Raw genomic sequence first — 14,423 nt, 5'->3', positions numbered from 1 at the left:
AGGGGAAAAGCCCGACGTCGGCACCCGGGGTGGGGTGCCGACGTCGGGCTTTTTGCCGGTATTGCTTCCCGGAATTGTTACGCTCCGGCCCTGACCGCAGCAACGAAGTGTTCCGGCCAGGGTTGGGCCGACGTGGCGCCGGGCGGGACGTGGGCGGTGGTGACGGAGCCGAAGGCGGCAACCTCCCCCGCGTCCCTTGCCGCCCCGGCGGAATGGCCACGGACTTCGAACTCCATGGTCATGGAGGTCCGGCCCAGGGCCGCGATCCGCACTGTTGCGGTCACGCGCTGCCCGAACCACAGTTTCGCTTTGTAGTTGATGACCTGTTGGACCCGGGGTGCGCTGGGAAAGTAGTCCGGGAGGTCAAGATTCCGGAACAGCTCAGCCTCTGCGGACTCCACCCAGCGCAGGATTGCCGAATTGTGTTGGTGGCCGGAGGCATCGGTGTCCACCCATTCGACCATGCGCTCTACCTTTGCCTCCGGTCCCCCGTCCACGTACGTGTCTTCGCGGACCAGGCGCGCGTTATCGGGCACCGATTGCGGCATTTCGGCCGTCCGGGTCCTCTGCGGCCACGGGCTGCTCCGGCTGCGGCTTAGGAATCAGTGCGACAGCGACCGCCGCCAGGACCGCAATACCTGCGAAGATGGCGAAGTTGGCTTCGAAGGGAAGTTTCGACCCGGCAATCCAGCCACCGATCAATGGTCCGGAGATGGCACCGAGGCGGGCGAAGCTGAGGGCCCACCCCGTGGCCGTACCGCGGACCTTCGCCGGGTAGTAGTCGGCGATGTAACCGGTGAGGACCAGCGACGTGGAGATGGAGCCTATGCCGGCGAAGGCCACGAACAGCAGGTTCACCACCATGGTGTTGGGGAACACCAGGAGCATGATGCCCAGGCCGCCGAGGATGTAGAAGACCACCAGGATCAGCTTCTTGCCGTACTTGTCCGCAGCCCGGCCCAGGAGCAGGCCGCCGATTGCCGAGGCGAGGCTGAAGACCAGGAGGAAGGTCAGGGAGGAACCGAGGTCATAGCCGGCCTTCTTCATGATGCTCGGAAGCCAGGTGTTCAGGCCGTAGACCAAAAGCAGGCCACAGAACAGCGAAATCCAGAAGAACACCGTGGAGCGGAGGTACCGCATGGAGAACATGGCGGTGATCGTCTTCCACCACGGATCCGCAGCTTGCGCGGCAGTGGGTGCCACCGGGACGACCGGCTTGTAATCAGTGATGCCCAGCTTGGCGGCCAAGGCCTTTGCCTCGGATCCGCGACCCTTCGACTCCAAGTACTCCAGCGATTCCGGCAGGAACTTCCAGATCACCGGCAGCAGCACCACAGGGGCAGCGCCGATCGCGATGACCATCCGCCAACCACCCATGGGGAGGACCAGGAGCGCGGCAAGCGCAGCGGCCACGATCCCCAGCGAGTAGCCCGAGTACATGAGGCCATAGTTGTAAGAGCGCTTGTTGGGCGCCGAGTATTCGATGGTCAAGGCCGCGGCAACGGGAATCACGCCACCCATGCCGAGCCCGCCGACCAGGCGGAAGAACCCGAAGAGTTCCGGAGTCGGTGCCCAGGCGGCACCTGCCTGGGTGACGGTGAAGATGATCATGGAGGCGAGCAGCATTTTCTTGCGGCCCACCAGATCGCTCAGCGTGCCGATGAACAAGGCGCCGATCAGCATGCCGATCAGGGCGTAGGAACCCAAGCCGCCCAATGCCAGCGGGGAAAGGTTCCATTCCTTGTATTCGGCCAGTGCCGGGAGGACAGCTCCCAGCACGCCGACGTCGTAGCCTTCGGCGAGGATCGCCAGCCAGCAGCAGAAGAGCACTACGCCTGTGGTGCGCTTGGGCACGTTCCAGGTGTTGACGGGTGCGGCGGCCATGGCTACTTCACCAGGACCGATGCTGCAGCGGAAGCGGGCGTCCAGCGGAGGTGGCTGGTGGTTTCTTGGGCATCGGGCTCCTTCAAGAGGGATAGGCGGGGACGTACGGCATCGGTGCGTGAGCTCGGTGGCTTGCGGCGTCCGGCGCGGAATTGCGGAATCCACTGGGCGCCGGGGCCTTGGTATTCCTGCTCGGCTGCTGCGTGCAGGGTCCATTGGGGATCGTACAGGTGCGTGCGGCCAAGGGCGATGAGGTCGGCGCGGCCCGCAAGCAGGATCGAGTTCACGTCGTCGTAGCTGGAGATGGCGCCGACGGCGATCACTGCCACGCCTGCCGGAGCGGCGACTTCCTGCCGGATACGGTCGGCGAACGGGGTCTGGTAGCTGCGTCCGAACGCGGGCTTTTCTTCCTTGGCCACCTGGCCGGTGGAGACGTCAAGGCCGGCGGCTCCGTGCTCTACGAAAGCCTTCGCGATCTGCAGTGAGTCGTCGGAGGTGTTGCCGCCGTCGATCCAGTCCGTGGCGGAGATGCGCACCGTCAGAGGTTTGCTTGCCGGCCACGCGGCGCGGACGGCGTCGAACACTTCCAGGGGGAACCGCAGCCGGTTTTCCAGGCTGCCGCCGTATTCGTCGGTGCGCTGGTTGGAAACGGGCGACAGGAAGGAGGAGAGCAGGTAGCCGTGGGCTGCGTGGATCTCCAGGAGGTCGAAGCCGGCTTCGTCGGCCCGCTGCGTGGCAGCGACGAACTCGGCCTTGATGGCGTCCATCCCGGCACGGTCCAGTTCCACCGGGGTCTGGTTGTCGGGGCCGTACGGCAGGGCGGAAGGCCCGACGGCGGTCCAGTTGCCGGACTCGAGCGGCTGGTCGATGCCCTCCCACATGAGCTTGGTGGAGCCCTTGCGGCCGGAGTGTCCCAGCTGGGCGCCGATTTTGGCGGTGGAGCGGGCGTGGACGAAGTCGACGATTTCCTTCCAGCTGTCCTTCTGTTCGTCGGTGTAGAGGCCGCTGCAGCCCGGGGTGATGCGGCCGGTTTCGGAGACGCACACCATTTCCGTCATGACCAGTCCGGCGCCGCCCAGGGCCTTGGAGCCGAGGTGGACCTTGTGGAAGTCGCCGGGGATGCCGTCCGTGGCGGAGTACATGTCCATCGGGGAGACGACGATGCGGTTCTTCAGTTCCAATTCGCCAATACGGAACGGCTGGAACATGGCAGGGGCGACGTCGGTGAGCCCTTGGGACTCTGCGAAGTTGCGGTCCACGGCGTCGGCAAACTCAGGATCGCGCAGGCGCAGGTTTTCCTGGGTGATGCGCCGGCTGCGGGTGAGCAGGTTGAAGGCGAACTGCGTCGGGTCCTGGTCCTTGTACTGGCCGATGCGTTCGAACCACTCCAGCGAAGCCTGCGCGGCACGCTGCGTGGAAGCGACCACGGGACGCCGCTCGGTTTCGTAGGCCTCCAGTGCCTCTGCCACCGTGGGGTGCTCGTGGAGGCAGGCAGCCAGGGCAAGGGAGTCCTCCATGGCCAGCTTGGTGCCGGAGCCAATGGAGAAGTGCGCCGTGTGGGCGGCGTCGCCCACCAGGACCACGTTGCCCTTGCGCCAGCTCTGGTTGCGGACGGTGTTGAAGTTCAGCCACTTGGAGTTGTTGGAAAGGACCTCGTAGCCGGCGAGTTCCTCGGCGAAGATCTCACGGATCTTGGCGATGGCCTTCTCATCGGAAACACCCGGAGGGAAGACTTCGTTGGCGGTCTCATCGAAGCCCGCGGCGTGCCAGACGTCCTCATGCATCTCGACAATGAACGTGGAGCCTTCGTCGGAGTACGGGTACCCGTGGATCTGCATGACGCCCCACTCGGTCTCCTTCACGAAGAACTTGAAGGCTTCAAACACTTGGTCCGTTCCGAGCCACATGTATTTGTTGGTGCGGGGGTCCAGGTCCGGGCCGAACGCGTCGGCGTACTTGGCGCGGATCTGGGAGTTAACGCCATCGGCGGCCAGGACCAGGTCGTAGTTGGCTTCGAGTTCCTCGATGGCAGGGGCCATGGTGCTGAAGCGGACGTCGACGTCGAGTTCGATGCAGCGGCGCTGGAGCAGTTCCAACAGTTCCTTGCGGCTCATGGCGGCAAAACCCTGGCCGCCGACGGTGATCATCTCGCCGCGGAAGTGGATGTCGATGTCGGACCAGCGGGCGAACCGGCGGCTCATGTACTCGGCCACGACGGGGTCGGCGTTGCCGATTCCGCCCAGGGTTTCATCGGAAAATACGACGCCGAAGCCGAAGGTGTCGGACGCGGCGTTCCGTTCCCAGAGGGTGATGTCGTGGGACGGATCCAGCTGCTTCATCAGTGCTGCGAAGTACAGGCCGCCCGGGCCGCCTCCGACGATTGCGATCTTCATGGTGTTTGCTCCTTCTACGCCTGGCTCTGGCCTGCGGCGGTGAGTTGTTGGGTGTTCCCCGCGGTGGAAACCCCTGAGCCGTCCTCTGCACGGACGCGATCGCGCAACTTGAAGTGCTGCAGTTTTCCGCTGGGGTTCCGCGGGAGTTCGGTCACGAACCGGACGTCGCGCGGGTACTTGTAAGGGGCGATGGTGCGCTTGACGAAGTCCTGGATTTCCTTGCGCTTGCCGGCGTCGCCGGTGACGCCTTCACGCAGCACAACGAACGCGCAGACGATGCTGCCCCGTTGCTCATCCGGGATGCCGATGACTGCGTTCTCCACAACGTCGGGGTGCTGGTCAATGGCTGCTTCAACCTCGGGGCCGCCGATGTTGTACCCGGAGGAGACGATCATGTTGTCCGAGCGCGCCTGGTAGGTGAAGTACCCGTCGTCGTCCATGGAGAACGTATCCCCCGTGACGTTCCAGCCGTTGACCACGTAGTTCAGCTGCCGGGGATCGTCCAGGTACCGGCAACCCGTGGGGCCGATGATGCCAAGGCGACCGGTCTGGCCGGGGCCAAGTTCATTGCCCTCTTGGTCCAGGATGGTGGCCCGGTAGCCGGGCACGGCTTTGCCCGTGGTGCCGGGGCGGATATCGTCCCCGGCCGCGGAGATGAAAACGTGCAGCATTTCCGTGGCGCCGATTCCGTTGACCAGCCGCAGGCCGGTGGCCTCGTGGACGGCTTCCCAGGTTTCCTTGGACAGGTGCTCCCCCGCGGAGACGGCAACCCGGAGGTTCTTCAGAAGGTCGCCGCGGTTCTCCTTGAGGATGGCACGGTACGCGGTGGGGGCGGTGAACAGGACGGTGGCGCCGGCTTCTGCTGCGCGCTCGGCCAGTTCGACGGGCCCGGCTTTCTCGGTCAGCAGGGCCGACGCGCCGAACCGCAGCGGGAAGACCACGAGTCCGCCGAGGCCGAAAGTGAAGGCCAGCGGAGGCGAGCCGGCGAACACGTCATCCTCGGTGGGCTCCAGGATGTACCGGGCGAAGGTGTCCGCGTTGGCCAGGATGTCCCGGTGGAAATGCATGGTCACCTTGGGCACGCCCGTGGTGCCGGACGTCGGTCCCAGCAGGGCAACGTCGTCCGAGGCGGTGTCCACCGCGGTGAACTCCCCGCTCTTGCGCAAGCAGCGGGAGGTGAGGTCGCCGTCGTCGTGCGTTTCCGTGTCAGCACCGTAGGTCAGGATGGTGACGTCCTCCCCTGCCGCGACCGCGAGTTCGTCCACGAACCGGTGATCGGAGATGGCGACCACCGGTTTGGTGAGCCCGATAATCGTGGCCACCTCGGTGGAGCGCAGCATGGGCATGGTGGTGACCACCACGGCGCCGGCCTTCAAGACGCCGAGCCAGGCCGCGACGATCCACGGGTTGTTGGGTCCGCGCAGGAGCACCCGGTTGCCGGGGACCACACCGAGCTCCTCCGTGAGCACCTGGGCCACTTGGTTGGCGTGGGTCTGCAGCTCGCCGTAGGTCCAGACTTCGCCGTCGGGGGTACGGAGCGCCGGCCGCGCGGCACCGTACCGGGCGACGGCGTCGTCGATCAGTACGGCCGCGGCGTTGAGCCGGTCCGGGTAGTTCAGTTCGGGGAGGGTGAATTCGAACGCCGGCCAGGTATCGGCGGACGGCAGGTGGTCGCGGGTGAACGTGTCCACGTGGGCCGATGGCAACATGCTCATGGCCGTTCCTTTCAGTGGTGCGTCGTTGGGGCTTGGGTTGGTGGTGCCGGGGGCTGACTACGCGCCTGCGCGGATCATGCCTTCCTGGGCGACGGTGGCCAGGAGCCGCCCTTGGCGGTCGAAGAACCTGCCCATCGCCAGGCCGCGGTTGCTTTGGCCGGAGACGGCTTCCTGGGCGTAGAGCACCCAGTCGTCCACGCGTCCGTCGCGGTGGAACCACATGGAGTGGTCAAGGCTGGCGGTGGCGAGTCCGGGGCTGGACCAGTTGAGGCCGTTGACCCGGAGAAGCGGTTCCAGGATGGTGTAGTCGCAGACGTACGCGAGGGCGGTGCGCTGGAGGTTCGGGTCGTCGGGCAAGGCATCGAACGCCTTCACCCAGATCGCTTGCTGCGGAGCGGTGCCGCCTTCCAGCTGGACGTACAGCGGACCGGGAATGTGCCGCATGTCGAAGCTGCGCCCGGTTGCCCAGTACTCGGCTGCCTTGCTGTCCACGCCTGCCAGCGCATCTTCGGCTGTGCGCAGCGATTCAGGCTCGACGGCGGCAGGCGCCTCGGGCTGGAACCCGGGTCCGTCTTCGGGGACCTGGAAGGATCCCATGGCGGCATAGACCGGCTTGCCGTTCTGGAAACCCCGCACGGTTCGGGTGGAGTAACCGCGGCCGTCCCGCAGCCGTTCCACCTCGTACCGGACAGTGGAACCGATATCCACGGGCCGCATGAAGTAGCTGTGCATGGAATGCAGCTGCCGGTCAGCGTCCACCGAGCGCATCATCGCTGCTGCGGCCTGGGCAACCATGTCCCCGCCATAGGCTTTGGGCCACGGCACGTACTGGGTGGTTGCCTCGTAGGCTTCATCGAATACCTGCGCGTCCGTAGCGGTGAGGTCTACGGCGCGGAGGAAGGTTTCCGACGTCAGGGTTCCCGTGATCATGGCTATGCCCGGCGGTAGTCGGCGAGGGTCTCGTCCGGGACGTCGTCGAGGTTGACCACGAGGTTTTCCGGAGTGCGGGCGGTCAGCCACACGAGTTCCTCGGTGACAGACATGTTCGCCTCCACGTGGGGCATGAACGGCGGCACGAAGACCCAGTCGCCGGCCTTCATGTCGATGAACTCTGAGTAGTTTTCGCCGAAGTAGATCCGGCCGTGGCCGCGGAGGACGTAGCCGCCAGTTTCCGCTTCGCCGTGGTGGTGCGGGAGGGAACGGTAACCGGGAACGTTGGACACCTGGCCGAACCAGATCTTGGTTGCCGGGGTGTGCTGGATGCTGACGCCCGAAACACGGATGCAGTCACCGGACTGGGCCGTGTTGGTGTCCTCTTCTCCCGCACGGGTGACGACAGGAACTACCTTGCCGTCTGCCTGGGCGTAGATGGAGTTGTCGCCTTCGAGGCGGTAGTCGGTGGTGGCCTGGCTCATGGAGTTCTCCTTCTGGGTTTTTTACAAGCTTCTGGGGTTCAGGCTGTTGGGGTTCACGCTGTCGCAGGGACGGGCGCGTGGATGCGGAAGGTGTTCTCCAGCCGTCCGATCCCGCCGATTTCGGTGACCAGGATGTCCCCGTCCTGCAGGAAGCGCGGCGGGTTCATGCCCATGCCCACTCCCCCGGGTGTCCCGGTGAGGACGAGGTCGCCGGGGCGCAGGACGGTGAATTGGGAAATGTAGGACAGCAGCTGCGCGGGACTGAAGACGAGCGTCCGGGTGTTGCCGTCCTGCACCAGCTCTCCGTTGACGTACCCGCGGACCTGGAATTCTTCGCCGGCCTCGTCCGGGGTGACCATCACGGGCCCCACGGGAGTGGTGGCGTCCCAGGCCTTGCCTTGGAACCACTGCAGCGTCCGGCTCTGCCAATCGCGCATGGACACGTCGTTGGCCACCGTGTACCCGGCGATCGCTTCGCGTGCCTGGTCAACGTCGGCCTGGTACAGCTCCGAACCGACGACGACGGCGAGCTCGGCTTCCCAGTCGACGCGGCCGCTGCCGCGGATCTCCACGGCGTCGTTTGCACCCAGGAGCGTGTCCGCGTACTTGGCGAAGAGCGTGGGGTACTCGGGAAGCTCCCGGCCCATCTCCCGGATGTGGTCGCCATAGTTCAGTCCGCAGCAGATCACCTTGCCGGCATGGGGAAGCAGCGCTGCGAAATCGGGTGCCGTCAGGGCTTCCCCTTCCGCGGATTCCGCTAGGGCCCGCCAGTTTTCGAGGCCAAGGAATGCACCGACGTCACTGGCCGGAAGCGCCACGTAGGTGTCGTCGCCCGTAGCGAGTGCCGCCGTCGTACGTCCGCCGGAGGTTCGCAGGGTGGCAAGTTTCATGGAATGTGTCCCTTCGGGGTTTCGAGACTTGATGTGTCGACTTTTTTACGATCGTCACATATGCTCAACGTAGCACGGCGGAATTGATCTGCACAGGGGCTTTTCAGAATTTTTTGCGGCTGCCACAACGAGGAGGAACAGCATGGCGCACAAGACCATCAATCCGGAGTCATTGCCCAAACCATCGGGCTTCGCCCACGGCATTCTCGCCGGGAACGCCGTCTTCCTGGGCGGCCAGACCGCCCTGGACAAGGACATGAACATCGTCCCCGGCGGCATCGTCGAACAGTTCACCCAGGCGTTTTCGAACGTCCTCACCACCCTGCGGGAAGCCGGAGGACAGCCCGAGGACCTGGTCAACGTCACCATCTACCTCACGGACGTGGACGACTACATGGCCAATGGCCGGGAGATCGGGCGCATTTGGCGGGAAATGGCCGGCTCGCAGTACCCTGCCATGGCAGGCATCGGCGTCACGCGCCTTTGGCAGAAAGAAGCCATGATCGAGATCCAGGCCATCGCCGTCATCGCCGACCGCTGAGGCACTGTACGGAAGGTCCGGCACGACGGAAGATCCCGCACTACAAAGAGGATCCGGCAAGCCCTACGGCTTACCGGTTCCTCTTTGTCGTTATTCAGGCCGCTTCGGCTTCTTCCACGAGGGACATCGCGTAGCTCTCGGCCATCGGCCCGATCAGGCGGTGAACACCGAAGAAGATCCTGCGCGCCTCGGGACCCTGCCATCCAACCGGCAGGTACTCAAGGGGAAGCCCGGGATCCCGGTAGGGCAACCGCCGCCACAAGGTGAGCATAGGCACGTAGTAACGGAAGGCACTCCGGCGCAGCTCCGGCGACGACGCACCGAACGCCGCTCCGGGATCCTCGCCCACCAGCGCGGTCCATTCCTCCAGCGAACCGCCAAAGGTGTCCATGAACTGCGAAATCTGACTGCCCAAGGCCTCAAGATCCCACCATTGGGCCACCTTGGCCCTCATGTCCGATTCCGAGGAGTAGTCACCGGTGAAGAACTCCACATACTTGTCCAGCCCGCGGGCCTCGAGGCGCTGCTGCGCGCTTTCGCGCACCCCGGAAGGAGCAATCCACACTCCGGCTCCCATGGAGCCAAAACCGAGCCTGGTGAGCTCCGCACGCAATTGGTGGCGCCGTTCCCGTTTCGACTCCGGGACGGAGAATATGGCCAGGACCCACGGTGCGCCGGGATTGGCCCGGGCTGGCGCGAAGATGCGCTCGTCGCCTTCGCTGATCAGCTTCAGGGACGCGTCCGACAGCTCGTAACGGGCCAATCCCCCGCCCTTGACGCTGGCCAGCACGCCCTTGGCCTTGAGGCGGGAAACAGCAGAACGGACCGCAGGTGCGTCATGGCCGAGGTCGCCCAGCATCTGGATCAGGACTGAGATTGGCAGTTGCCCGCCTGCGCGGCGCCCGTAGAGACCATAAATGGTCAGGATGAGCTGCTGCTGGGGCAGCGCAGGTGCGGGAACCTCAATCACCGGAGTAGCTTTCGATTCTGTTGGGGCCGTGGTCCTCACCAGCATATTTCACACGCGCCGCTCTTGATGTTCAGTGGCCTTTGAACGCTTCCGCCAACCACCAGGCGCCTCCATCGGAAGCAATTTTGGCGTCGATCACCAAGGGCACATTCCGCGGCCCTGAAAGCCATTCCTCAACGCCGGTAAGATCTCCGACGGTCCGGACCGTGATCGCTGCGGCGCCGTAGCCGCGGGCGATCGATGCAATGTCCACCGGCGGAAAACGCACGACGTCAAGGTCAGCGTCGTCAACATCGAAGTGGTGCACCTCGGCACCGTAGGCCGAATCGTTGTACACGACTGCCACGAGGGGAATGCGTTCCCTGACCAGGGTCTCCAGTTCGGAGATTGCCATGAGGAACCCGCCATCGCCCGCGCCGAGGACCGGCAAGCGGTCCGGCCGGGCTTTGGCTGCTCCGATAGCCGTATAGAGGCCCAACCCGATCGACTGGAAGGCCTGCGTGAAGCAGAATCCGAACTCGTCCGGGACGGCGAGGTAAGCGCTGGGATAGCCCATGAAGTTGCCGGAGTCTACCGACACGATCCTGTCCGCGGGGAGGATTCCGTCCAACGCCCGGCTCAACACCCTCGGGTCAAGGGCATCCGGCGTGGAAAGGTCCTCCGTGCGTTCGGTGTTCCAGCGGGAGCGCTCGGCAATCTGCCGGGCCATGTCCGGAGTGCGCAGGCCAACCGCGTGGTATTGAGCCGACTGCAGCGTTGCAAGTACCGCAGCTGCGGTTTCCCCGCAGTCGCCGAGCACGCCAAGGTGGATGGGGCGGTTGGCGCCGAGGGCCCGGTCTTCCACGTCTACCTGGACCACCGTGGCCGCATCCCCGATCAAGGACCCGTGCCGCATGGTCCACATGTTCAAGGCACACCCCCAGCCGACAATCAGGTCGGCGCCCGAAATGGTTTCGGCCGTGAACGGCGACGAAAAACCGCCGGAAATACCCAGGTTGTAAGCGTCTCCATGGAAGAGGCCATGCGCGACGGCGGATGTCGCCACGAGTGCCCCCGACGCCTCCGCGAGGGCGGCAATTTCGGGACCGGCCCCCCGGGCGCCCCGCCCGGCGACGAACACGGGCCGCTTTGCTTTGCGGATGAGCGCGGCGAGTTCCGCGGCGGCTGCCGCCGAGGGGGCAATGCGCTGGGGAAGGGGCAAGGGATCAACCTCTGCCAGTCCGTCCGGAACGGGTGCGGCCTGGATGTCCGTGGGGAGGGACAGGACCACCGTGCGGCGTTCATTGACGGCAGTCCTATAGGCGCGGACGGTGTCCGCGACAGCGCTGGCGGGTGAATGGATCCGCTCCGGCACAGCACCGACGCTCCGGGCCAACGCGTCCTGGTCAATCCTGAAGTTCGAGCCAATGGCGGAGCCCGCTGTGTCTGCCGTGACCACGATCATTGGCGTTCGGCTCTTGGCCGCCTCTCCGATGCCGGTGGTGGCGTTGGTCAAACCGCACCCTTGGTGCGTGGAAACGACTCCTACCTTGCCGGACATGCGTCCATAGGCGTCGGCCATGGTTGCAGCGCCGCCCTCATGGCGGGCGGCGGTGTACGGAACACCCGCCCGGCGCAGCGCATTGGTCACCACGAAGTTTCCGCTGCCCACTACTCCAAAGACATGCCCGGCCCCAAGCCGTGCGAGCGTGTAGCCAACAAGCTCACTGACGTTCCGGGGTGCGGCCACTGGAAGGCCCACTGCTTGTGCGCCGTTCTCTTCCGGCCTGCTGGTCACAACAGTCATGGACTTTTCTCCTTTGAATAGCATGTGAAACTGGACAGCAAGTGGACTCCGGACAGGCGCCGGACCATGAAAGTCACCTCGGGCTGCGGCGCTGGCCCCTGATACGTGTCCACTCAGGTTATAGTGCATTTTTTACGAGCGTCAATAGATCGACACATTCCGGATGTGGAGTCTGACCCGGAACACCCGGAGCCCTCCGATAATGTGAACCCATGTTGATCAATGTTCCTGCCGCTGACGGCAGCGCCGAGGCTTTTGTCGCCCGACCGGTAACCGGGGACGGAGAATTTCCCGGCGTCATCTTCTACATGGACGCGTTCGGGCTCCGCCCGCGCATCGAGGAAATGGCCCAACGCATTGCCGACTGGGGTTATGTTGTGCTGGCGCCGAATGTCTTCTACCGCGAAGGGACCATATCCGACCTCGCACCGGCCGGAGACATGAGGACCCGGGAGGGCAGAACGGCTGCGGGCAAGATCGCCTTTCCCCGGGTGGGCCGCTTGACGTCGGCCAAGGCGGAGCCGGACATCGATGCATGGGTATCCGCGTTGGCCGGATTGGACGGCGTCAAGCCCGGGCCTATCGGAACCACGGGATACTGCATGGGCGCCAGGTTGGCCGTCCGTACTGCCAACCTGCACCCACAAAGAGTGGCCGCCTGCGGTGGTTTCCATGGTGGCGGCCTGGCCACTGACGAGGCGGACAGTCCGCATTTGGGGCTGGTCAACGCCCGCGCCCGATTCGTTTTCGGCCACGCCGACAAGGACCCCGGCATGGCTCCCGACGCTGTGGCCCTCCTCGGGAAAGCCTTGGCGGATTCCGGACTTGAGGCGTCGAACGAGATCTATCAAGGGGCGCCGCACGGCTACACGATGGCGGACACTTCGGCCTTCCATGACGAGGCAACCGAGCGGCACTTCCAGGAATTGCGAGCCCTCCTCGACAGCGCCCTCAAGCGCTAAGCCGTGCAGACCAAGGTCTTGGATACCGCGGCAGGCCTCGCGGACCGAATCCGTAGCCGTTCCGCCGATCGCCAAATCATCGGGATCGCCGGTCCTCCCGGGACCGGCAAATCCACACTGGCCGGACGCCTCAGCGAACAGTTGGGCGACGAAAGTGTGGTCGTCCCCATGGACGGCTTCCACCTCGCGACCCCGATCATCGACGGCACTCCGCTCCGCGACCGCAAAGGAGCCATCGACACTTTCGACGTTGGCGGCTTCCTTTCGCTCCTCGAGCGTCTCCGCCGCAACGACGAGGACGTCATCTATGCGCCGGCCTATCGCAGGGGGCTGGAGGAACCGATCGCCGCATCGATAGCCATAGCAAGCTCCGTCAAATACGTCCTTGTTGAGGGCAATTACCTCCTGGCCACCGAAGGCCGATGGAGCAAGGTACGCACCTGCCTTGATGTGGCCTGGTTCGTCGAGACGGCTCCAGAGACCCGAATCCCGCGGCTCATCGAACGGCACATAGCGTCCGGCATGGACCCTGCCGCCGCTGAAGCGTGGGCCAATGCGCCCGACGAAACCAATGCGAGGTTCATCGAATCGACCAAGGCCGGCGGCGACCTGATCATTCACTGGTCAGCATGATCTCCAGGGGGCGGATTGCTACTGGCAGAGCCGATCCATGGTCTCGAGCAAAGCTGACCTCATTTGGTCGCTCCAGAGTGCCCGCTCCCTTTCCACGTCAGGATCTTCGAAGGGCGTGGGGGCAGGCGGGGAAGCCACGGTCATCGTCGCTTGGTAGCGCCCGTCGGCGGAGCTAAGGGCAACGGTCTGGAAGTCGAAGAAGTCGCCGCGTGCGAAATAGCGCGGAGCGCCCGTACAGTCCTCAGACCATTCGAACAACCCCAGACCGTAGGGGCCCACAACCGGCCTCTTCATCTCCGCCAAGGCGCCGGCTGAGATCAGGCGGCCCGTGAAAAGCCCGGCAAGGAAATCGTTGACGTCGGGTACGGACGAAACTACGCCATGCGACGGCGAACCCAGTTGTTCCTGGGTGACCCCCGCTTCCTCCCGATGACCCTTAATGGTGACGTACCCCTTCACGAGGTCCGGGGCTGCGACCAGGGGGTCGTCCACCGTGGTTTTAACCAGACCCAACGGCTCAACGACGTCGTTCCTCAGGACTTCGGCGAAAGGCTTGCCGCGCAGTTTTTCCAGGATAAGTCCCAGCGCGGCGTAGTTGGAATCCGAATAGCGGAACGAGCCCACCATCCTCGCTTCCCACGGCAAAGTGCTGGTGAGTTCCATGACGCGGTGCAGGGACAACCGCTGGTTGGACACCGGGACCAGGTCGTCAATGCCTTTGTACAAAGCCTCTCCGTACGACGGCATGCCCGAGGTATGGGAGAGCAGTTGCCGCAGGGTGATCGGGCCGGGCGGCATCAGCCCGGCTTGAAAGGCTTCCAGCATGCCGTTGACCGGGTCCTCCAACCCGATGAGCCCTTCATCGACCAGTTTCAGCACCGATACGGCGGTCATGGTCTTCGTCACGCTGGCTACAGGAACCCTGTCGTCGGGCCGGGCGGGTTCTTTGCTGTCCAGGTCACGTACTCCGTACGATTTTGACCACTCCCCGCCCGGCCACCGGACCTCAGCCAGAACGGCTACGGCATCCTCATTCATGAAGGACGTCATGGCGTAGTCCAACGTATCCGTTGCCATGAGTGAACTCTGCGAGGGGGCCGGCTCCGGCTCGGAGCCCGTACACCCGGAAAGTATCAGCGCCATCAGAATGGCGGGAAGGACCAGCAAACGGGTCGGCGGTTTCATTGAATGACCAGCCGTTCGAATAACCAGTAATCAAAGTAGTGCCAGGGCT

General features: G+C 64.6%; 13 protein-coding genes. 3 read left to right on the top strand and 10 right to left on the bottom strand.

Annotation, left to right across the window (positions count from 1 at the left end; all coding sequences use genetic code 11):
* Positions 1-77: 77 nt before the first annotated feature.
* The 7 genes from QN084_RS21515 to QN084_RS21485 are packed head-to-tail and all read right to left on the bottom strand — an operon-like array spanning position 78 to position 8,297.
* Entirely contained in the window at positions 78-536 is a 459-nt protein-coding gene (locus tag QN084_RS21515; protein ID WP_225740031.1) for an acyl-CoA thioesterase, read from the bottom strand.
* A complete protein-coding gene (locus QN084_RS21510) occupies positions 526-1,884 on the bottom strand; it encodes an MFS transporter (RefSeq protein WP_285750752.1) in 1,359 nt (452 codons plus the stop codon). The genes QN084_RS21515 and QN084_RS21510 overlap by 11 nt, the downstream gene beginning before the upstream one ends.
* 2 nt (positions 1,885-1,886) lie before the next feature.
* Positions 1,887-4,277: a bifunctional salicylyl-CoA 5-hydroxylase/oxidoreductase gene (locus QN084_RS21505; protein WP_069696502.1), complete on the bottom strand. Its 2,391-nt coding sequence runs from the start codon at positions 4,275-4,277 to the stop codon at positions 1,887-1,889.
* Positions 4,278-4,291: 14 nt separating this feature from the next.
* Positions 4,292-5,992: an AMP-binding protein gene (locus QN084_RS21500; protein ID WP_069696501.1), complete on the bottom strand. Its 1,701-nt coding sequence runs from the start codon at positions 5,990-5,992 to the stop codon at positions 4,292-4,294.
* A gap of 57 nt (positions 5,993-6,049) precedes the next feature.
* Positions 6,050-6,922: an acyl-CoA thioesterase gene (locus QN084_RS21495; RefSeq protein WP_021472240.1), complete on the bottom strand. Its 873-nt coding sequence runs from the start codon at positions 6,920-6,922 to the stop codon at positions 6,050-6,052.
* A 2-nt stretch (positions 6,923-6,924) separates the two neighbouring features.
* Entirely contained in the window at positions 6,925-7,407 is a 483-nt protein-coding gene (locus QN084_RS21490; RefSeq protein ID WP_062096795.1) for a cupin domain-containing protein, read from the bottom strand.
* A gap of 53 nt (positions 7,408-7,460) precedes the next feature.
* Positions 7,461-8,297 carry a fumarylacetoacetate hydrolase family protein gene (locus tag QN084_RS21485; RefSeq protein ID WP_021472238.1) on the bottom strand — a complete coding sequence of 279 codons (837 nt, stop codon included), beginning with the start codon at positions 8,295-8,297 and terminating at the stop codon, positions 7,461-7,463.
* Positions 8,298-8,439: 142 nt separating this feature from the next.
* On the opposite strand from QN084_RS21485, the gene QN084_RS21480 reads away from it, so the two are divergent.
* Positions 8,440-8,838 carry a RidA family protein gene (locus tag QN084_RS21480; RefSeq protein ID WP_021472237.1) on the top strand — a complete coding sequence of 133 codons (399 nt, stop codon included), beginning with the start codon at positions 8,440-8,442 and terminating at the stop codon, positions 8,836-8,838.
* Between the two features lie 94 nt (positions 8,839-8,932).
* On the opposite strand, the gene QN084_RS21475 is transcribed toward QN084_RS21480, so the two are convergent.
* Entirely contained in the window at positions 8,933-9,847 is a 915-nt protein-coding gene (locus tag QN084_RS21475) for a PaaX family transcriptional regulator (protein WP_285750750.1), read from the bottom strand.
* A 31-nt stretch (positions 9,848-9,878) separates the two neighbouring features.
* On the bottom strand, positions 9,879-11,594 hold the full coding sequence (locus tag QN084_RS21470) for a thiamine pyrophosphate-binding protein (protein ID WP_069696499.1): 1,716 nt from the start codon (positions 11,592-11,594) through the stop codon (positions 9,879-9,881).
* A 212-nt stretch (positions 11,595-11,806) separates the two neighbouring features.
* Here QN084_RS21470 and QN084_RS21465 point away from each other — a divergent pair, with 212 nt between their 5' ends.
* Entirely contained in the window at positions 11,807-12,556 is a 750-nt protein-coding gene (locus QN084_RS21465) for a dienelactone hydrolase family protein (protein ID WP_069696498.1), read from the top strand.
* Between the two features lie 3 nt (positions 12,557-12,559).
* Entirely contained in the window at positions 12,560-13,189 is a 630-nt protein-coding gene (locus QN084_RS21460; RefSeq protein WP_259362991.1) for a nucleoside/nucleotide kinase family protein, read from the top strand.
* A gap of 18 nt (positions 13,190-13,207) precedes the next feature.
* Here the strand turns inward: QN084_RS21460 and QN084_RS21455 are convergent, their stop codons facing one another.
* Positions 13,208-14,266 carry a serine hydrolase domain-containing protein gene (locus QN084_RS21455; protein ID WP_259362990.1) on the bottom strand — a complete coding sequence of 353 codons (1,059 nt, stop codon included), beginning with the start codon at positions 14,264-14,266 and terminating at the stop codon, positions 13,208-13,210.
* Positions 14,267-14,423 lie beyond the last annotated feature (157 nt).

The organism is Paenarthrobacter sp. R1 (assembly GCF_030264015.1).
Lineage (GTDB): Bacteria > Actinomycetota > Actinomycetes > Actinomycetales > Micrococcaceae > Arthrobacter > Arthrobacter ureafaciens.
This window is presented reverse-complemented; position numbering and strand designations above follow the sequence as displayed.